General features: G+C 69.3%; 15 protein-coding genes. 9 read left to right on the top strand and 6 right to left on the bottom strand.

The window, feature by feature from the left end:
- Positions 1-127: 127 nt before the first annotated feature.
- Complete coding sequence (locus FHP25_RS10660) at positions 128-1159, bottom strand: phosphotransferase family protein (protein ID WP_147846911.1); 1032 nt, start codon at positions 1157-1159, stop codon at positions 128-130.
- A 214-nt stretch (positions 1160-1373) separates the two neighbouring features.
- On the opposite strand from FHP25_RS10660, the gene FHP25_RS10655 reads away from it, so the two are divergent.
- The 4 genes from FHP25_RS10655 (at position 1374) to FHP25_RS10640 (ending at position 7880) form a co-directional block, all read left to right on the top strand.
- Positions 1374-2264, top strand: a complete 891-nt coding sequence (locus FHP25_RS10655) for an alpha/beta hydrolase (RefSeq protein ID WP_147846910.1) — start codon at positions 1374-1376, stop codon at positions 2262-2264.
- A gap of 137 nt (positions 2265-2401) precedes the next feature.
- Positions 2402-5794 carry a carboxyl transferase domain-containing protein gene (locus tag FHP25_RS10650; protein WP_147846909.1) on the top strand — a complete coding sequence of 1131 codons (3393 nt, stop codon included), beginning with the start codon at positions 2402-2404 and terminating at the stop codon, positions 5792-5794.
- A gap of 367 nt (positions 5795-6161) precedes the next feature.
- Entirely contained in the window at positions 6162-7268 is a 1107-nt protein-coding gene (locus tag FHP25_RS10645) for a TRAP transporter substrate-binding protein (protein ID WP_147846908.1), read from the top strand.
- A gap of 177 nt (positions 7269-7445) precedes the next feature.
- On the top strand, positions 7446-7880 hold the full coding sequence (locus tag FHP25_RS10640) for a hypothetical protein (RefSeq protein WP_147846907.1): 435 nt from the start codon (positions 7446-7448) through the stop codon (positions 7878-7880).
- Between the two features lie 226 nt (positions 7881-8106).
- Here FHP25_RS10640 and FHP25_RS10635 read toward each other — a convergent pair whose 3' ends face one another.
- Together FHP25_RS10635 and FHP25_RS10630 are read right to left on the bottom strand one after the other, a co-directional pair.
- A complete protein-coding gene (locus tag FHP25_RS10635; RefSeq protein WP_147846906.1) occupies positions 8107-9321 on the bottom strand; it encodes an MFS transporter in 1215 nt (404 codons plus the stop codon).
- Between the two features lie 339 nt (positions 9322-9660).
- Complete coding sequence (locus tag FHP25_RS10630) at positions 9661-10203, bottom strand: VOC family protein (RefSeq protein ID WP_147846905.1); 543 nt, start codon at positions 10201-10203, stop codon at positions 9661-9663.
- Positions 10204-10340: 137 nt separating this feature from the next.
- Between FHP25_RS10630 and FHP25_RS10625 the strand changes: the two genes are divergently transcribed.
- The 3 genes from FHP25_RS10625 (at position 10341) to FHP25_RS10615 (ending at position 14806) form a co-directional block, all read left to right on the top strand.
- Positions 10341-11960 (top strand): thiamine pyrophosphate-dependent enzyme, encoded by a 1620-nt coding sequence (locus FHP25_RS10625; protein WP_147846904.1) that lies wholly within the window; start codon positions 10341-10343, stop codon positions 11958-11960.
- A 98-nt stretch (positions 11961-12058) separates the two neighbouring features.
- Positions 12059-13129: an NAD(P)H-dependent flavin oxidoreductase gene (locus FHP25_RS10620; RefSeq protein ID WP_147846903.1), complete on the top strand. Its 1071-nt coding sequence runs from the start codon at positions 12059-12061 to the stop codon at positions 13127-13129.
- Positions 13130-13156: 27 nt separating this feature from the next.
- Complete coding sequence (locus tag FHP25_RS10615) at positions 13157-14806, top strand: acetolactate synthase large subunit (RefSeq protein ID WP_147846902.1); 1650 nt, start codon at positions 13157-13159, stop codon at positions 14804-14806.
- A gap of 128 nt (positions 14807-14934) precedes the next feature.
- Here FHP25_RS10615 and FHP25_RS10610 read toward each other — a convergent pair whose 3' ends face one another.
- Positions 14935-15318, bottom strand: coding sequence for a Zn-ribbon domain-containing OB-fold protein (locus FHP25_RS10610; RefSeq protein ID WP_147846901.1), 384 nt, complete (start codon positions 15316-15318; stop codon positions 14935-14937).
- Positions 15319-15321: 3 nt separating this feature from the next.
- The gene (locus FHP25_RS10605; protein WP_147846900.1) at positions 15322-16485 is read right to left on the bottom strand and encodes a thiolase domain-containing protein; all 1164 of its coding nucleotides are present in this window, start codon (positions 16483-16485) and stop codon (positions 15322-15324) included.
- 170 nt (positions 16486-16655) lie between these two features.
- Here FHP25_RS10605 and FHP25_RS10600 point away from each other — a divergent pair, with 170 nt between their 5' ends.
- Positions 16656-17798, top strand: a complete 1143-nt coding sequence (locus FHP25_RS10600; protein ID WP_178133448.1) for an NADPH:quinone reductase — start codon at positions 16656-16658, stop codon at positions 17796-17798.
- Here FHP25_RS10600 and trxC read toward each other — a convergent pair.
- On the bottom strand, positions 17687-18196 hold the full coding sequence (trxC, locus tag FHP25_RS10595; RefSeq protein ID WP_456243300.1) for a thioredoxin TrxC: 510 nt from the start codon (positions 18194-18196) through the stop codon (positions 17687-17689). The genes FHP25_RS10600 and trxC overlap by 112 nt on opposite strands.
- A 63-nt stretch (positions 18197-18259) precedes the next feature.
- Between trxC and FHP25_RS10590 the strand changes: the two genes are divergently transcribed.
- Positions 18260-19120 carry a universal stress protein gene (locus FHP25_RS10590; protein ID WP_147846898.1) on the top strand — a complete coding sequence of 287 codons (861 nt, stop codon included), beginning with the start codon at positions 18260-18262 and terminating at the stop codon, positions 19118-19120.
- Positions 19121-19294: the final 174 nt, after the last annotated feature.

The raw sequence follows: 19294 nt of genomic DNA, 5'->3' as shown, positions 1-19294 counted from the left end.
CAGGATCACTGCCGCCGGTGCCCTCGACCGCCAGCCCGAGCCCGCCATGTAGTGAAGACCTTTCACGAGCCGCCGTTGATTCGATTACACTTTCTGCCTTCGCTACTCGCCAGTAGGGAAAGTTGGGCTAGGCGAGCAGGTCCATGGCGCGGTGCAGCATGAACGGCACCGATTCGCCCAGGACCTCCCACGCCGGGTTGTCGACCTTTCCGGTGCGATGCCGCTCGTAGTAGTAGGTGGTGATGCAGGCGAGCCGGTAGCCGGCGAGCGCGCGGTACCAGCCGATACGGCTGAGATCCAGCGGCGAGAGGCTGCGGTAGAGGCTGACGAAGAAATCCGGGCCCGGGTGCCAATCCATCGTGCGCCGGCGGATCGGCCCCCAGCTCGCCTTGTCGTACATCATCGCCACCCACCCGAGATCGAGCAGGCTCGGTCCGATCGAGGCGCCCTCCCAGTCGACGATGCCCGACAGGCGCCGTCCGTCGAAGACCCAGTTGTTGGAATAGAAATCACCGTGGACGATCCCGATCGGCACGTCGTCGGGTGTCGTGCGGTGCAGGCGATCGCGCACATCCAGGCCCAGCGCGATCCAGTCGGCGTTGCTCGATTTGCGCAGCACCTGCACCCAATGATCGATCTCGGCCGGCGGCAGGCGCACGGCATTCCACCCGGCGAGGCCTGACCGCGCGTCGATGGCGTGCAGCCTGGCCAGAGCCCGGACCGGCTCGGCGAAGAGCCCGGCAGCGTCCGCGACTCCCAGGCCCGATTGCGGGCCGAACAGGTCGGGCAGCGACGCACCCTCGAGCCGCGACATCATGAGGTAAGGCGATCCGAAGTGGCGCTCGTCCTCGGACCAGTGCACGGCCCGGGGCGCCGGGATCCCCTGCTGCTGCAGCAGGCGCAGGATCGGCACCTGGCGCAGCACATCGAAGTTGTTCTTGCGGTTGACGCCCACCGGCGGCGCCTTGAGCACCAGCCGCTGCACGATCCGGCCTTCGACGCGCACGTCGAAGCCGATCGTGACGGCCGAGTGGCCGCCCAGCGAGCGCACGCTCTCGACCACCGCGCCGGCGCCATAGGTCTGCCGGCTCCAGGCGCCAAGCCGGGGCAGCATTCCGCTGACCGCTGCGTCCGTCGCATCGGTCTGGTTCGCGCTCATTCCATCACGGTGTTATGGATATCCTTTCCGATATCTCCGTGCTCTATCAGACGTGCAACACACAGACAATAACACTGTTACAAACATCCATGGCAATGCTGAGCAGTGAACAGGCGAGTTCCACGGCGCGAACCTTCGGTCACGGGCGGCTTGAACTGTTGTCCCCGTTGTCCGCACTCTTGCGGGCACCGCACCAACTTCGGGACGATCTTCCATGACCATCGCTCAGCTCGACAGCCTCGTCACCCTGCTGCGCTCGCGCCCCGCCCCCGAAAAGCCCAGCGTCGCCGACGCACGCGCGGGCTTCGAGAAGCTGGCGGAGGTCCTGGGCGGCGCGCCGGACGCCAGGTGCGAGAAGGTCGATGCCGGCGGCGTGCCTGCGGAATGGGTGGCCGCGCCGGGCTGCGATGCCCAGCGGGCGGTGCTGTACCTGCATGGCGGCGGCTATGCCATCGGCTCGATCGCCACGCACCGGCGGCTGGCCTACGACATCTCGGCCGCATCGGGCGCGCGGGTCCTGGTGATCGACTACCGCCTGGCGCCGGAGCACCCCTTCCCGGCGGCCGTGGACGACGCGACGAAGGCGTGGAGCTGGCTGCTGCAGCAGGGGATTGCCGCCAACCGGCTGGCGATCGCCGGTGATTCGGCTGGCGGCGGGCTCACCCTGGCGACGCTGGTCAATCTACGCGACCGCAAGCTCGGCCTGCCGGGCTGCGCCGTGATGATCTCGCCCTGGGTCGACCTCGAGGGCATCGGCAACAGCATCACGGCGCGCGCGGCGCAGGATCCCATGGTGCAGAAGGCCGGGCTGCTGTGGATGGCCGGCATGTATCTCGGCGGCAAGGACGCCAGGACGCCGCTGGCGGCACCGCTACACGCTGACCTCGAGGGCCTGCCGCCGATCCTGGTCCAGGTCGGCACGGCCGAGACACTGCTGGACGACGCCACGCGCATCGCCGAGAAGCTGCACACGTCGGGCGTCGAGGTGCGCCTGGCGGTGTGGCCGAACATGCTGCACGTGTTCCCGCTGTTCGCACCCATCCTCTCCGAAGGACGCGACGGCTGCGTCGAGATCGGCACCTTCATCCGCGGCCGCACGGCCTGAGCGAGGCCGGCACAGCTCGCACCAGTTAGATCGAAACCGTCATCCCGAGCGTAGCAAAGGATCTCCCGGCAGGGGGGCCTCCTGTCGCGGGAGATCCCTCGCTACGCTCGGGATGACAGAGTTCCCGAGGGAGTCCCATGTTCAAGCGTGTGCTGATCGCCAATCGCGGCGAGATCGCGGTTCGCATTGCCCGGGCCGCGGCGTCGCTCGGCATCGAGTCTGTCGCCGTCTTCACGCCGGCCGATTCATTGTCGCTGCATACGAGGCTGGCGAGCACGGCACGCGCCATCGGCAATGCCGCCGCGGACCCGGTGCGCCCCTATCTCGACGTCGACGCCATCATTGCCGCCGCCAAGGACAGTGGCAGCGACTGCGTGCATCCCGGCTACGGCTTCCTGTCGGAGAATGCCAACTTCGCGCAGCGCTGCCAGAGCGCGGGCCTGCGCTTCATCGGCCCGTCGCCCGCGACCCTGGTGCTGTTCGGCGACAAGGTCGAGGCGCGCGCCTTTGCCCAGTCACAGGGCATTCCCGTCGTCCCGGGCGCGCCCGGCGCGCTGGCCTCGGGCGACGAGGCCAAGGCGCTGGCGCAATCCGTCGGCTATCCGGTGATGCTGAAGGCGTCGGCCGGCGGCGGCGGGCGCGGCATGCGCGTGGTGGCGCGCGCCGAGGAGATGGACGAGGCATTCGCGCGCTGCCAGGGCGAAGCGCAGGCGGCGTTCGGCGACGGCGCCGTGTTCCTGGAGAAGATCGTGCCGCGGCCGCGCCATATCGAGGTGCAGGTGCTGGGCGACGGCCAGGGCAATGTCGTGCATCTGCACGAGCGGGACTGCTCGGTGCAGCTTCGCAACCAGAAGGTCGTGGAAGTGGCGCCGGCGCCGAACCTCGACGACGGCCTGCGCCAGCGCATCTTCGCCGATGCCCTGAAGCTCGCGCGCGCGGCGCGGTTCGAGAACGCCGGCACCATCGAGTTCCTGGTGAACCCCGAGTCCGGCGAGCACTTCTTCATCGAGTGCAACCCGCGCATCCAGGTCGAGCATACGATCACGGAGCAGGTGCTGGGCTTCGACCTCCTCGAGGCGCAGTTCCGCATCGCCGCCGGCGCGACGCTGGCGGCGCTGGGCCTGGCAAGCCAGCAGGCGGTGCCGGCGCCGCGCGGCTTCGCCATCCAGGCGCGCGTGGTGGCGCAGGGCACGGGAACGCTCAGCGCCTACCGCGAGCCGTCCGGCCCGGGCATGCGCGTCGATGCCTGCGGCTATGTCGGGCTCACGCCGCCGCCGCAGTTCGATCCGCTGCTGGCCAAGCTGATCAGCCAGTCGAATTCCTCGGGCAGCTTCGAGTCGGCCATCACGCGCATGGAGCGCGCGCTCGACGAGTTCCATGTCACGGGCGTGCCGACCAACAATGCGCAGCTGCGCGCGATCCTCGCCCATCCCGCCTTCCGGGCCGGTGATGCCCGCACCACCCTGCTCGGCGAGGCGCCGATGAAAGCCGCTTCGGCTTCCGCCACGGCGACGCTGCAGCTGCTCGACCAGCAGGCGGCGGCGCTGGGCCGGCAGGGCGGCACGGCAGCCGCGCCGCAGGCTGCCAGGCCGTCGCTGCCCGTGCCCGACGGCCATGTCGGCGTCGAAAGCCCGCAGGCGGGATCGGTCATCGATGTCAGCGTGCGCGAGGGCGAGCAGGTCAGCGCCGGCGCCACCCTGTTCGTGGTCACGGCCATGAAGATGGAGACGGCGGTGACAGCCCCGAGCGCCGGCGTCATCGCCGGGCTGGCGCCGCTGGCGGCCGGCGACGCGGTCGATGCGGGCCAGATCCTGGCCGTGATCCGGCCATCGGCCGATGGCGGCGCTGCCGCGGCGCGTGGAACAGCCGACGGCGGCTGGACGCCGATGCTGGCCAAGGTCGACGCGCTGCGCGCGATCGCGCACACGCGGCTGGCGCCGCAATCGCAGGAGTCCGGCGTGGTGCGCCAGCGCAACCGCGGCAAGCACACCTGCCGCGAGCGCATCGATGCGCTGCTCGATCCCGGCAGCTTCCGCGAGATCGGCAGCCTGGCGGGCTTCGCCTCCTTCGACGAGGACGGCGAGGTCATGGCGTTCACGCCGGCCAGCCATGTCGGCGGCCAGGGCCGCATCGAAAGCCGCTCCTGCATCGTGTGCGCCGACGATTTCACCTCGCGCGGCGGCCATGCCGATGGCGCGATCGGCCAGAAGTCGCGCTACCTCGACCGCCTGTCGATCGAGATGCGCGTGCCCTCGATCCGCCTGCTCGACGGCTCCTCCGGCGGTGGCAGCGTCGCCACCATGGTGCCCAAGCAGGACGGCACGGCATCGGCCAAGGAAAGCACGGGCGCCATCAAGGCCGGCCGCCCGCGCGTGGTGGGTGGCGGCGGGTCGTTCCTGCCCAGCCATCTCGGCAGCACGATGTTCGTCGAGCAGCTGGCCACGGTGCCGGTCGTGAACATGCTGCTGGGCAGCGTGGTCGGCATCGGTGCGGCCAAGGCGGTGCTCGGCCACTTCTCGGTGATGGTGCGCGACATCTCGCAGCTTTTCGTCGCCGGCCCGCCGGTCGTGAGCCACGCCATGGGCTACGAGGTCACCAAGGAGGACCTCGGCGGCTGGCAGATCCATTGCCGCAACGGCTCGGTCGACAACCTGGCCGAATCGGAGCAGGACGCCATCGCCATGACGCGGCGCTTTCTGTCGTACCTGCCCGCCAGCGTCTACGAGGTGCCGCCGGTGGCGGCGCCCGATCCCGCCGATCCCGCCGACCGCCGCGACGAGGCGCTGTTGACGCTGATCCCGCGCAAGCGCACCGCGACCTTCGACGTGCGCCAGGCGATCCGGCTGATGGCCGACAAGGACTCGTTCTTCGAGGTCGGGCCGCTCTGGGGCACGGACCAGGTCGCCGGGTTCGTGCGCTTCAACGGCCATCCGATGGGCGTGATCGCCTCCGACAGCCGGCACATCAACGGCGGCGCGCTGACGGCCGACGGCTGCGACAAGCTGCGCCGGCACCTGGACCTGTGCGACCTCTTCCACCTGCCGGTGCTGAACCTGGTCGACAACCCCGGCTTCGCGGTCGGCATCGAGCACGAGATCGCGGGCACGATCCGCAAGGGCGGCGAATGGATGGTGGCCTTCGCCCAGGTGAACGTGCCGATCTTCACGGTGCTGATGCGACGCAGCTTCGGTGTCGCCGGCAACAACTACGCCACGCCGCGCGCGGCGGCATCGGTGCGCGTGACCTGGCCGGCGGCCGATGTCGGCGGCATCCCGCCCGAAGGCGGCATCGAGGCGGCCTACAAGCGGCAGCTCGCCGAGGCGGCCGACCCCGCCGCGCTGCGCGCCGAGATCTATGCCCGCATCGAAAGCGTGCGCGGCCCGATCGGGCCGCTGAACCGCTTCGAGATCGAGGAGATGATCGATCCGCGCGACACGCGCCGGCTGATCTGCGAATGGCTCGTTGATGCCTACCGCATCATCGCGCAACCCTCACGGCTGGTGCCGCGCGCGCTGCAGTTCAGGCCATAGGGGGACCCGTTCCCCGGCGCCCGGCCTGAACCCGCGGCACCGCCCGATAGGCCGCTGACCTGCCTACCCATCGGCATGTCTCCCCGCGCCGGCCTACGGTATTCGCACATCTTCACTGTCATCCCGAGCGCCAGCGAGGGATCTCCCGCGAAAGACGCACCGTGCGACATTCGCGGGAGATCCCTCGCTGGCGCTCGGGATGACAGTCCTGTTTTTCGGGACGCAAGCGCTCTGAGACTGGATGTGTGAATCCCGTCCCCGCGCCAGCGGGGAGACATGCCTTTTGCCAAGCGCCCCGCGTCATGTCAGATTGTTTCGTCCAGCGGAATCTGGGCCGAACAAATGAAGCAAACGCGGGAGGATAGTCATGCAGCGTCGCACGTTGATGCGCTCTGCCGGCCTGGGCAGTGGCGCAATGGTTGCTGGTGGCACGCTCGCGGCGCCGGCGATCGCGCAGTCGATGCCGGAGCTGAAGTGGCGCCTGGCGTCGAGCTTCCCCAAGTCGCTCGATACGCTGTACGGCGCCGGCGAGACCTTCGCGAGATACGTCGCCGAGGCGACGGACAGCAGGTTCCAGATCCGCGTCTTTGCCTCCGGGGAGATCGTGCCCGGGCTGCAGGTCGCCGATGCCGTGCAGAACGGCACAGTCGAGATCGGCCACACCGCCGGCGCCTATTATGTCGGCAAGGACCCGACCTTCGCGTTCGATACCGCCATTCCGTTCGGCACCAATGCCCGGCAGCAGGATGCCTGGATCAACTGGGGCGGCGGCCGCGAGCTGCTGGGCGAGTTCTACAAGGGCTACAACATCCATAGCCTGCCTTGCGGCAACACCGGGGCGCAGATGGGCGGCTGGTTCCGCAAGGAGATCAGGACCGTCGACGACATGAAGGGGCTGAAGTTCCGCATCGCAGGGCTGGCCGGCGAAGTGTGCAACCGGGTCGGGGCGGTATCGCAGCAGATCGCCGGCGGCGACATCTATCCCGCGCTGGAGAAGGGCACGATCGACGCCGCCGAGTGGGTGGGCCCGTATGACGACCAGAAGCTCGGCTTCAACAAGATCGCACCCTATTACTACTACCCGGGCTGGTGGGAGGGCGGGCCACAGACATCGGCATACATCAACCTCGGCAAATGGAATGAGCTGCCGAAGGCCTACCGGGCGGTGATAGAGGCGGCCGCGGCCAAGGCGCACACGCTGATGGTCTCCAAATACGACGCCGAGAATCCCAAGGCGCTGCGCGAGCTGGTCGCCGCCGGCACCAAGCTGATGCCATTCCCCCAGTCCGTCATGGAGGCGTGCTTCGTCGCGGCGACGGAGCTCTATGCCGAGATCGCGGCGAAGAACCCGAGGTTCAAGAAGATCTATGATTCGTGGCGGCCGTTCCGCAACGAGACGATCCTGTGGTTCCGCGTCTGCGAGAACACCTTCGACAACTTCATGGGACGCCAATCAGCCGCCAACAAGCTGTGAGAGGATCACGCAGCGGGATCGCCGCCGCCGCAACCGACGCGGCGGCGGCGCATGCCGCACCTCGCTCCCACGAGCACGAAGCATGCCTTATCATTGTCGCAGATCGGCCCAACAGTGCCTCGTCGCGGCCGTGGCCGGCCTTCGAACAGGCTTATCGTGTCGAGAGGAACCGATCCGATGAAGAAAGCTGTCGTGATGCTGGGCCTGGGTGCCGCCCTGGCGGCATGCACGCCGGATCATCCGGCGACAACAGCGCTGGACGCGGACGCCAAGCGCTTCGAGCCCAATCCGGGCGCCGGCGCGATCTACATCGTGCGCGCCCGCGACGCTGTCTTCCTGGCCGGCGTGCCGGTGCAGCTCGATGGGCAACCCATCGCATCGCTGTGGCGCGACGGCTATGCCCGCATCGACGTCCCGCCCGGGCAGCACCGCATCAGCTGCGGCGATACCAACACCGCGCAGGTGGTGCAGGTCGCACCGGCGCAGGTCGCCTTCGTCGAGGCCAAGCTCCAGGTCGGCCTGCTGGCGCCAAGCTGCGCCTTGCAGCCGCTGGACGACGTCAGCGGCCGCGAGCGGGTCATGAGCGGCAAGCGCGCCGGACCGCAGATGTAGTGCGGGAACGCGCTGTCATCCCGCGCTGCGCTCGGAGCCTGCTACTTAATTCTTCCCGGAGGGCGCAGGGCAATCGCACATGGCCCTGCTGTCATCCCGAGCGCAGCGAGGGATCTCCTGCGGCAAGGCGCACGGTGCGCTATTCGCGGGAGATCCCTCGCTGCGTTCGGGATGACAGAGAGGGCAGCCGCGCAGCATCACGCCATACGATGACGGACGATCAACGCTACGCCGGCTGCGGCTGGCGCCGGCTTGCTGACGGCAACGGCGGGAAGGCAAGCGCGATGGCGGCGGCGCCGATGCCGATGCCCAGCGACCCGATATAGAGGAAGCCGTAGCCGTTGAACGTGTCGTAGATCCAGCCGCCCACCGCCGGCCCCAGCGCCATGCCCAGCGCCGACACCATGGTGGCGGCACCGAACACGGTGCCCATGATGCGCATCGGGAAGTATTCGCGCGCGATCACGGCGTAGAGCGGCATCACGCCGCCATAGGCGACACCGAAGACGACAGCCACGGCATAGAACTCGCCGAGCTGGCGCGTGAAGTAGTAGCTGCCCGCCGCCAGGGCCTGGACCATGAGCCCGGCGACCAGCGCCGGGCGGGCGCCGAACCGGTCGCCGGCGATGCCGAACAGGAGACGGCCGCCCAGGCCCGCGAGGCCCTCGACGCTGTAGATCGTGACCGCCGCCATGGGCCCCAGGCCGCAGGCGATGGCGTAGCTGACCGTATGGAAGATCGGGCCGGAATGCGCCGCGCAGCAGCAGAAGAACACCAGCGACAGCACGATGAACTGCGGCGAGCGCAGCGCCTGGCCGACGCTCATGCCGGGATCGCCCGGAGTGACGGAACCCGGCGCCGCACCATCGCCCGCGACGGCAGGGGCCCTGCGCACCAGCAACGCAATGGGCACGATCAGCACCCACGCCATCACCGCGATCACCATCTGCGCCGTGCGCCAGTCGTAGGTGGAGATTAACCAGGCCGCGAAAGGCGAAATCGTCATGGGCGCCACGCCCATGCCGGCCGACACCAGGGAAACGGCAAGGCTGCGGTGCTTCTCGAACCAGCCCGTCACCGTGGCGATCGTTGGCGCGAAGATCGCGCCGGCGGCAGCGCCGACCACCAGGCCGTAGGCAAGCTGGAACTCGAGCAGGCTGCCGGCGCGGCTGGCGAGCGCCACGCCCAGGCCCAGCAGGACCGCGCCCGACAGCACCACGGGCCGCGGGCCGAAGCGATCCATGATCGCGCCCCAGAAGAAGGCCCCGACTCCCATCGTGATGAAGTCGAGCGTCATCGCCATGGATATGCCGGTGCGCGACCAGCCGGTCGCCTCCGAGATCGGCTGCAGGAAAACCGCCAGCGAAAACACCGTGCCGATGGCGACACAGCCCATCAACGCGCCGGCCGCGACCACGACCCATCCGTAGTAGAGCTTCATGGGGCCCTCACGAGCATCAGACTGCCTGCCCCAAGGACGACTGAACCCGGCATCAGCCGACATCAGCCACCAACAAAGATTTTTCACGCGGGGCGCTCTTGTCAGACGCTCTCCGATCGTTCCCAAGAACACCTCTTCGTGTGCCCGGATGACAGCGTGGGCGCACGCAACGCCGCCCGTTACCTGTCATCCCGAGCGCAGCGAGGGATCTCCCGCGAACAGCGCACCGTGCGTCTTTCGCGGGAGATCCTCGCTGCGCTCGGGATGACAGTCACGATGTGTGAATACTGTAGCCGTAAGCGGGAGAGGGGTGAACGACGGCGTATGCGAATCCTGGGCTCAGGCGAGGCGGACCAGTTCCTCGACGGGGGCGCCGCCGCGGAAGCGCGCGACCAGCGCGTCGGGGTCGAACTCGACGCCGATCGGGTTCTTGGCAAAGGCCTCGGACTGCATGTAGGCCTTGCCGTCGACCACGTCATCGAAGTTGTCGATCTGCAGCTCGACCTGGTTGTTGTCGGGGTCGCGGAAGTACATCGACGTGGTCGGCCCGTGGTTGATGCACCAGAACGGCCGGATGCCGACCTCCTTCAGGCGGCTGAAGGTGTCGAGCAGATCGCCCAGGCTGGCGAAGGTGAAGGCCATGTGGTGCAGGCCGGCCTCGGCGCCGGCGCGGATGTCGCCGCCCTGCCCCGGCTGGCGCGCCGCCAAGGCGCCCGGATTGATGAAGGCCAGCCGGTGATGCTCGTCATCGTAGCTGATGAAGCAGATGAAGTCGTTCTCGTGCACCACCGTGGCGCCCAGCACCTGGCAATACCAGTCGCGCAGGGCGGCCGGCTGATTGGTCTGCAGCACGATGTGCGCGAGCTTCGTCGGCGTCTTCATGGCGCCACCTCCCTGGACAGTCGATGCATGAACGGTAGCCCTGCGCCGGCACGCCGGCAACATGCACATCTGCCGATAGCCCTGCGGGAGGCCGCCGTGCCAAGATCGACCGGACGCAACGAACAGCAGGATACAAGATGCCCCGCATGACCGGCGGCGACGCCATTGTCGATTCATTGCTGCGCCATGGGATCGATACGATCTTCGGCCTGCCCGGCGTGCAGATGTACGGCCTGTTCGACGCCTTCGCGCGCAACGCCAACCGCCTGCGCGTGATCAACGCGCGGCACGAGCAGACCACCGCCTACATGGCGCTGGGCTACGCCCAGTCGACCGGCAGGCCATCGGCGTTCACCGTGGTGCCGGGACCGGGCGTGATGAACACCATGGGCGCGCTCACCACCGCCTGGGGCATGAACGCGCCGGTGATGTGCATCACCGGACAGGTGCCCAGCGCCATGATCGGCCGCGGGCGCGGCCAGCTGCACGAGATGCCGGACCAGCTCGCCACGCTGAAGACGCTGCTGAAGTTCGCCGAACGCATCGAGCATCCCACCGACGCGCCGCAAGTGATGGCGCGCGCCTTCCAGGCCATGGTCTCCGGCCGGCCTGGGCCGGTCGCCGTCGAGATGCCGTGGGACATGTTCTCGGCCAGCGCCGATGTCGACCCGGTCGAGACGCTGGGCCGGCGCGCCAACCCGGTGCCCGATGCGCAGAAGATCACCGCCCTGGCCAAATTGGTGGACGGCGCCAAGGCACCGATGATCTGGGTCGGCGGCGGCGCCGCCGAGGCCGGACCGGAGATCCTGGCCCTGGCGGAAAAGATCGGCGCGCCGGTGGTCTCGTTCCGCGCCGGCAAGGGCGTCGTGGACTCGCGCCACGAGCTGTCGCTGAACACGGTCGGCGGCTTTCAGCTCTGGGACAAGACCGACCTGCTGATCGGCATCGGCACGCGCCTGGATGTACCCACTGCGCGCTGGACGCCGGCCCCCGCCGGGCTGAAGCTGGCGCGCATCGACATCGATCCGGCCGAGCATCGCCGGCTGGCCGTGGATGTCGCGATCGTGGCCGATGCGGCCGACGGCGCCCGCGCCCTGACAGCGGCCGTGACACGCCGCGAGAACGCCGCGTGGCGAGATGCCGTGGCGGCAGCCAAGGCGGCGGCGCTCGCCGCGATCGAGAAGGCGCAGCCGCAATATTCGTTTGTCGAGGCCATCCGCGACGTGCTGCCGGACGACGGCATCGTGGTCGATGAGGTGACGCAGGTGGCCTATATCGCCTGGTACGGCTATCCGGTCCATCGGCCGCGCACCCTGATCACGTCAGGCTTCTCCGGCACGCTGGGCTACGGCTTCCCGACGGCGCTGGGCGTGAAGGTGGCCAACCCCGACCGGCCGGTAGTGTCGATCACCGGCGATGGCGGCTTCCTGTTCGGCGGCTCCGACCTGGCGACGGCGGTGCAGTTCGGCATCAACCTGGTGACGGTGGTGGTGAACAACGCCGCGTACGGCAACGTGCTGCGCGACCAGCAGCGGCTGTACGACGGGCGCCATGCCGGCGCCGAGCTGACCAACCCCGACTTCCTTGCCTATGCGCGCGCGTTCGGCGTCGCCGCCTGGCGGGTGGAGACCGCCGATGCCCTGCGCGGCGCGCTGCGCGAGGCGCTCGCCGGCGACGGGCCGGCGCTGATCGAGGTGGTGTCCGACATCACCAAGGATTATCCGCCCTACGAGTTCCACCAGCCCCGGCGGCGCTGATATCACCGGCGCAGATCACGGCTATCTCAAACTTTCGCTTGAGTCGCGCCAGCGCGCCACGAACAACGGCATGGGTGCATCGAACCAGGAGAGCCGTCATGCGTGCGATCATCAGCCGGGCCGAGTCTTTCTGCAGCCGCTTCGGCCTGCGCGTGCCGATCCTGCTGGCGCCGATGGCAGGGGCCTGCCCGCCAGCATTGTCGATCGCGGTCGCCAGTGCCGGCGGGCTCGGCGCCGGCGGCATGCTGCTGATGCAGCCCGACGAGATCATGGCCTGGGCGAACCAGGTGCGCGCCGGCAGCAACGGCGCCTTCCAGCTCAACACCTGGATCCCGGATCCGGCACCCAGGCGCGATCCCGATCACGAGGCCCGCGTGCGGGCCTTCCTCGAGCAGTGGGGACCGGCGGTGCCGCCTGAAGCGGCCGAGGTGACGCTGCCCGACTTCGCCGCCCAGTGCGATGCGATGCTGGCGGCGGGCCCGCGCATCGTGTCGTCTATCATGGGCCTCTATCCGCCACCGTTCGTGGCGCAGCTCAAGGCGCGCGGCATCGCCTGGTTCGCCACCGCAACGACGGTGGCCGAGGCTCGTGCCGCGGCAGCGGCCGGCGCCGATGTGATCGTCGCCCAGGGAGCGGAAGCCGGCGGGCATCGCGGCGCCTTCGAGGCGGCGGATGCCGAGCGCCGCCAGGTGGGACTGTTCGCCTTGCTGCCGGCGGTCGTCGACGCGGTGCAGGTGCCGGTGGTCGCGACCGGCGGCATCGCCGACGGGCGCGGCATCGCCGCGGCGCTGGCGTTGGGCGCCAGCGCCGCGCAGATCGGCACCGGCTTCCTGCGCTGCCCCGAAGCCAAGATCCATCCGGCCTGGGCCGATGCCCTGGCGCGCACCGCGCCCGAGGACACGGTGGTGAGCCGTGTCTTCAGCGGCCGCGCCGGCCGCGCCATCGCCACGACCTATGTGCGGGCGGCGCTGGCCGACGGCGCGCCGGCGCCGGCCCCCTATCCGATCCAGCGCGGGCTGACCGGTGCGATGCGCGTCGCGGGCCAGAAGGAGGGCGACCTGCAGCGCATGCAGGCGTGGGCCGGACAGTCAGCGGCGCTGGCCAGGGCCGAGCCGGCGGCGGCGCTGGTGCAGAAGCTGTGGGATGAGGCTCGCGCCATACTATCATGACGCCGCAGACGTTTGCGGAGCGAAGCCATGCCGAAGGGATCGGACCTGCTGGTCAGCGCGCTGGAGAATGAGGGCGTCGAACGGATCTTCGGCGTTCCAGGTGAGGAGAACCTCGACGTCGTCGAATCGCTGCGCCAGTCACGGATCCAGCTGGTCCTGACGCGGCACGAGCAGGCGGCGGCGTTCATGGCGGCGACCTACGGGCGCCTCACGGGGCGGCCGGGCGTCTGCATCAGCACGCTCGGGCCCGGCGCGCTCAACCTTGCGACAGGCGCCGCCTACGCCCATCTCGGCGCGATGCCGATGGTGCTGATCACCGGGCAGAAGGCAATCCGAACGGCGCGCCAGGCGCGATTCCAGATCGTCGACATCGTCGCCACGATGAAGCCGCTCACCAAGTCCGCGCGCCAGATCGTGAGCGCCGGGACGATTCCGACGCTCGTGCGCGACGCCTTCCGCACCGCCCAGGAGGAACGGCCGGGACCGGCGCATCTGGAGCTGCCGGAGGACGTCGCCGGCGAGGAAGCCGATGCCGCCCTCGTGCCGCCGCATCCGATCGAGATACCGGTCGCGGATCCGGCGGCCCTCGATCGCGCGGCCGCGCTCATCGGCGCCGCCCAACGGCCGCTGATCATGCTCGGCGCGGCAGCCAGCCGACCGCGCCTGGCCGACGCGCTGTCGGCGTTCGTGCAGCGCGCGCGCATTCCCTTCTTCAACACCCAGATGGGCAAGGGCTCGGTCGCAGGTGGCTCGAACCTCTACATGGGAACGGCGGCGCTGTCGGAACGCGACCATCTCCACGCCGCCATCGACCGGGCCGACCTGATCGTCGCGATCGGTCACGACACCATCGAGAAGCCGCCGTTCATCATGGGGCCGCGCGGCCCCAAGGTCATCCATGTCGGCTACACGCCGGCGACCGTGGAGCAGGTCTTCTTCCCGCATGCCGAGGTTGTCGGCGATGTCGGGTCTAGCCTTGCACTGCTCGCCGACCGGCTGGACGGCAAGCTGCCGCGCGCCTCGGCGCTGCTGCCCCTGCGTGACGGCATCCTCGCACGGATCGCCGAGCGCGCGACGGAGGCGCGCTTTCCGCTGACGCCACAGCGCATCGTGCATGACGTGCGTGCCGTCATGCCCGCCGACGGGATCGTGGCGCTCGACAACGGCATGTACAAGATCTGGTTCGCACGCAACTACCGCACCACGGTCGCCAACACACTGCTGCTGGACAATGCGCTGGCGACGATGGGCGCCGGCCTGCCTTCGGCCATGATGGCGTCGATGCTGCACCCGAACCGGCGCGTGCTGGCCGTCTGCGGCGATGGCGGCTTCATGATGAACTCGCAGGAGCTCGAGACCGCCGTTCGGCTGCGGCTCAACCTCGTCGTCCTGGTCCTCGTCGACAATGCCTACGGCATGATCCGCTGGAAGCAGGCTGTCGACCGCTTCCCCGACTGGGGCCTGACATACGGCAATCCGGATTTCGTCAAGTACGCCGCGGCGTACGGCGCCAGCGGCTGGCATGTGCAGCACGCCGACGGGCTGGTCCCGACGCTTGAAGCGGCCTTCAAGGCCGGCGGCGTGGGCCTGGTCAGCGTTCCCGTCGACTACTCGGAAAACACCCGCGTCCTGGTCGACGAGCTGAAGGCCAACGTGACGGCGCCCGAGGCCCGCTGAGCGGGCAAGGTACGGCACTGTCACCCCGAGCGCAGCGAGGGATCTCCCGCGAATGGCGCATGGTGCGTCTTCCGCAGGAGATCCCTCGCTGCGCCCGGGATGACAGCTTATGCGGTAGCCGGCGCGCCCTACACCGGGCGGAATACCGGTGTCGGCTGCCCGTCACGCTGCTCGAAGGCGAGCGTCACCTTCTGGCCGACCGACAGGTTGTCGAAGTCGCAATCGACGATGCTGGTCAGCAGGCTCACGCCTTCGGGCAGCGTGACGTAGGCGATCGAGTACGGCGGGCTGGCGCGCCGTTCGACGCTCCAGGAGTAGATCGTGCCCTCGCCGCTGGTCTCGAGCCATTCGGTCTTGTCGCTGAAGCAATGCGGGCAGAGCGGCCGTGGGTAGTAGTGATTGCGGCCGCAGGCCTGGCAGTGCTTGATCAGCAGCTTGCCGCGCGCGGCGGCGTCCCAGTAGGGCTGCAAGGCGATGTCGGCGACGGGGGTGCCGGTCTTCTTGTCGGCCATGGCTCAGGCCCTTTCCATGATCAGGGTGGCGCTGCCGTGCCGGGTGCCGAGAAAGCCGCCGGTGCCGTGGGCCAGCGCCAGATCGCAGTTCTTCACCTGCACCGCCGGATGCGCCTCGCCGCGCAGCTGGCGCACCGCCTCGATGACCTTGGTCATGCCGCCGCGGTTGCCGGGGTGGTTGTTGCACAGCCCGCCGCCGTCGGTGTTGAACGGCAGCTTGCCGACGCCGGAGATCAGGTTGCCGTCGGCGACGAAGCGCCCGCCCTTGCCTTTCTCGCAGAAGCCAAGATCCTCGAGGGTCATCAGCACCGTGATGGTGAAGCTGTCGTAGATCGAGACGTACTTGATGTCGGCCGGCTTCACGCCCGCCTCGGCGAAGGCGGCCGGGCCCGACCACACGGCGCCGGAATAGGTGATGTCGACCAGGCCGCCATTGACGTTCTTCATCGCCTCGCCAGCGCCGATGATGCGCACCTTTGGCCGCTTCAGCGTCGCGGCGATCTCGGGCGCCACGATCACCAGGGCACCGCCGCCGTCGGAGATCACGCAGCAATCCAGACGGTGCAGCGGGTCGGCGACGATCGGCGAGCTCACGACCTGCTCGACGGTCACCACGTCGCGCAGCATGGCGTGCGGGTTGTGCTGGGCGTGCTGCGAGGCCGCCACCTTGACCCAGGCCAGCTGCTCGGCCGTGGTGCCGAACTCGTGCATGTGGCGCCGGGCGCAGATGGCATAGAGGTTCAGCACCGTGGGCTTGAAGGGCGCCTCGAAGGCAAAGTCCGGCGAGTCGACAGGCTTGCGGCCGCCGCCCGGCGGGGCGCCGCCGCTGCGCGGCTTGCCCGCCAGGGTCACGAGCGCCACCTTGCACTTGCCGGCCGCGATCGCCTCGGCGGCGTGCGCGGCATGGATGACATAGGACGAGCCGCCGGTCTCGGTGGAGTCGACATGGCGCGGCTTCAGCCCGAGATACTCGACCATCGACATCGGCCCCAGGCCTGGCGCGTCGCCGGCGCAGAAATAGCCGTCGACGTCGTCGCGGCTGAGCCCGGCATCGGCCAGCGCGCCGCGTGCCACGTCGGCATGGATCTGGGCCAGCGAGATGCCGTCGGCCTTGCGTGTCGGGTGCTCGTAGATCCCGGCGATATACGCCTTGCCTTTGATCGTCATCCGCCTCTCCGTCTGGGTCCCTGAAGCATGCCGCTACATCGCGCACCGGCGCCGGCCATGTCCATGCCTGCCGGCGCAAGGCTCATCGGCGTTTATTCCTCTTCCCGATGCCCGGACCGATCCGGCAACATCGCGCGCAACGAGAGGCCGCCTTGCCATGGAGCATGTCGATGAAAGCCGCCTGGTATGAGCGCAACGGCCCCGCCCTCGCGGTCATCGAGGTCGGCGAGATGCCCGACCCGGTGCCGGGCCGTGGCGAGGTGCTGGTGCGGATCCGGGCCTCGGCGGTGAACCCGTCCGACGTGAAGTCGCGCGCCGGACTGCGCAGCAAGATGAGCGTGCCGCGGCAGATCCCGCACAGCGATGCGGCCGGCGAGATCGTGGATGTCGGCGCCGACGTGCCGCGCAGCCGGATCGGCGAGCGCGTCTGGACCTGGAACGCCGCCTACGGCCGATGGAATGGCACGGCCGCTCAGCTCTGCACCCTGCCCGCGGAGATGGCCGTCCCGCTGCCAGCGATGCTCGACTTCGCACAGGGCGCCTGCCTCGCCATCCCGCTGCTGACGGCGCATCGCTGCCTGTTCGCCGACGGGCCGCCGACCGGCGAGACGGTGCTGGTCTCGGGCGGCGCCGGCGTCGTCGGGCACTACGCGGTGCAGCTGGCGCGCTGGGCCGGCGCACAGGTGATCGCCACGGTGAGCGGCCCGCAAAAGGCGGCCCATGCCGCAGCGGCCGGGGCGCACGCGGTGATCAACTACAGGACCGAGGACGTGGCCGCGCGCGTGGCGCAGCTGACCGGCGGCGCCGGCGTCGACCGCATCATCGAGGTCGAGCTCGGCGAGAACCTCGACATGGACCTCGGGATGCTGCGCGACCAGGGTGTGCTGGTCTACTACGGCTCCAAGACGCCAGCGGCGCAGCTGCCCTTCTTCCGCAGCATCCTGAAGAACGTGCTGATCCGGCCGGTGCTGATGTACACCATCACGCCGGCGCAGCGGGACCAGGCGATCCGCGACATCGGCCGCTGGCTGGCCGACCGCGGCCTGGCCGGCGCCGACAACCCGGGCGGCGCAGTTCGCGATCGCCCAGCGCTTCCCGCTGGCCGCCACCGCCGACGCCCATGCCTGCGTCGAGGCCGGAACCAAGATCGGCCACGTCGTCGTCGACATCGATTGAGCTGGCATCGCTGCCGGCGCACGCATCAGCGCAGTGACTGCGCCGCCCACTGCTCGATCCCGGCCGCATCCATGAGGCCGGACCGGCGCGCGATCTCCTGCCCGTTGCGCAGGAGGAGCAGTGTCGGAATGCTCTGAATGCCGAACCGCGCTGCCAGCCCCTGCTCCTCCTCGGTATTGACCTTGGCAAGCCGCAACGCCGGCTCGAGACGGCCAGCCGCCTTCTCGAACTGCGGCGCCATGACCTTGCAGGGCCCGCACCACGGTGCCCAGAAATCGACCAGCAACGGGATGTCGCTGCGCGCGGCGTGCGGCTCGAAGCTGGCGCCATCCAGCGCCACCGGATGGCCGTCGAACAGCGGCGCGCCGCATTTTCCACACTTGCCGCGCAAGCCCGCGGCCAGCTTCTCCCGCCGGGCACGGTTGACAGTATGACAGCGTGGACAGGCGAGATGCAACAGTTCGGTCATGATCGCGTTTCCTGATATCCAGGCGATATGAGCCAAAAGCGTCTGCCTTGTCTTAATCCAGATCAAGGCCGATGCTGTAAAGGTCGTGCGACAGGGGCTTGAACCCGGCGCATCATCGGAGGCCGCCTCATGGCATACCGCGTCATCCTCGTCCCGATCATGGGCGATCCGGCCGAGCAGCACGCGCTGGATCTCACGCGCAACCTGACCGACATGATCCGCTCGCACATCGTCGGCATCCATGTGCGCCATCCGGTCGGCCTTGCCGTCGCCGGCGGCATCGTGGGGCCAGGTTACATGACACGAGGCGTCGTCGACGCGCTCGAGGCCAGCGGGCGCGCCAGCGCCGCCGCGGCGCGCGACAAGTTCCGCGCCTGGCAGGAAGCGGCCGACATCCAGAGCGCTTCGACGCCGCCGTCTTCCGGCAGCGTCACGGCGGAATGGTGCGAGGCGCAGGGCCCGGTCGCGCAGGAGATCGCGCGCCGCGCCCGCACCGCGGACCTGACGGTGGTGGCCCGCACCGGACGCCAGTACGCCGTGGATTCGGATCAGACCCTGCAGGGCGCGCTATGGGAGTCCGGTCGACCGGTCCTGCTGGTGCCCGGCGAGAGCAAGGCCGGATTGTTCGACACGGTCGTCATCGCCTGGAACGACACCCGCGAGGCGGCGCATGCGGTCTCGGCGGCGTGGTCGCTGATCGCCCGCGCGCGTCGCATCGTCGTGTTCGTGGGTGGCGGCGACCGCCAGCTGCGGGAGTCGGCCGACGACCTGGTGCGTCACCTGGCCTGGCGCGCCTGCGCGCCGGCGACGGTGGTCAGCGACCCGGCCGACAATGCCGGCGCCGGCCTGCTGGCCGTGGCGGCGCAGGAGAACGCCGGCCTGATCGTCATGGGCGCCTACAGCCACGGGCGCCTGCGCAATCTCGTCTTCGGCGGCGCGACGAACATCGTCCTGCGCCACACCACGATCCCGGTCCTGATGACGCATTGACAAGCGTCGCCCCCGGCCTGGTCCGCGAACGTGCGTCGGGCGGTACATCTGACGCGCCCCGGGACATCCTGCACCATGGATTTGCTTGGCTGAGAGGCGGCATCGGGCCTGCCTCGCCCTCATGCCGGCCTCAAATTTTTAGACTTCTTCCGGAGCCCAAGTCGCGCAAGGCAG

Origin of the sequence: Vineibacter terrae (assembly GCF_008039615.1) — a bacterium.
GTDB classification, from domain to species: Bacteria; Pseudomonadota; Alphaproteobacteria; order Reyranellales; family Reyranellaceae; genus Vineibacter; species Vineibacter terrae.
This window is presented reverse-complemented; position numbering and strand designations above follow the sequence as displayed.

Excerpts from the sequence above, each read along its gene's own strand:
- FHP25_RS10630 (WP_147846905.1), bottom strand. The coding sequence starts at position 10,203 with ATGAAGACGCCGACGAAGCTCGCGCACATCGTGCTGCAGACCAATCAG.
- FHP25_RS10600 (WP_178133448.1), top strand. The coding sequence starts at position 16,656 with ATGAAAGCCGCCTGGTATGAGCGCAACGGCCCCGCCCTCGCGGTCATC.
- FHP25_RS10650 (WP_147846909.1), top strand. The coding sequence starts at position 2,402 with ATGTTCAAGCGTGTGCTGATCGCCAATCGCGGCGAGATCGCGGTTCGC.
- FHP25_RS10635 (WP_147846906.1), bottom strand. The coding sequence starts at position 9,321 with ATGAAGCTCTACTACGGATGGGTCGTGGTCGCGGCCGGCGCGTTGATG.
- FHP25_RS10625 (WP_147846904.1), top strand. The coding sequence starts at position 10,341 with ATGCCCCGCATGACCGGCGGCGACGCCATTGTCGATTCATTGCTGCGC.
- FHP25_RS10605 (WP_147846900.1), bottom strand. The coding sequence starts at position 16,485 with ATGACGATCAAAGGCAAGGCGTATATCGCCGGGATCTACGAGCACCCG.
- FHP25_RS10660 (WP_147846911.1), bottom strand. The coding sequence starts at position 1,159 with ATGAGCGCGAACCAGACCGATGCGACGGACGCAGCGGTCAGCGGAATG.
- FHP25_RS10655 (WP_147846910.1), top strand. The coding sequence starts at position 1,374 with ATGACCATCGCTCAGCTCGACAGCCTCGTCACCCTGCTGCGCTCGCGC.
- FHP25_RS10610 (WP_147846901.1), bottom strand. The coding sequence starts at position 15,318 with ATGGCCGACAAGAAGACCGGCACCCCCGTCGCCGACATCGCCTTGCAG.
- FHP25_RS10645 (WP_147846908.1), top strand. The coding sequence starts at position 6,162 with ATGCAGCGTCGCACGTTGATGCGCTCTGCCGGCCTGGGCAGTGGCGCA.
- FHP25_RS10590 (WP_147846898.1), top strand. The coding sequence starts at position 18,260 with ATGGCATACCGCGTCATCCTCGTCCCGATCATGGGCGATCCGGCCGAG.
- FHP25_RS10620 (WP_147846903.1), top strand. The coding sequence starts at position 12,059 with ATGCGTGCGATCATCAGCCGGGCCGAGTCTTTCTGCAGCCGCTTCGGC.
- FHP25_RS10615 (WP_147846902.1), top strand. The coding sequence starts at position 13,157 with ATGCCGAAGGGATCGGACCTGCTGGTCAGCGCGCTGGAGAATGAGGGC.
- FHP25_RS10640 (WP_147846907.1), top strand. The coding sequence starts at position 7,446 with ATGAAGAAAGCTGTCGTGATGCTGGGCCTGGGTGCCGCCCTGGCGGCA.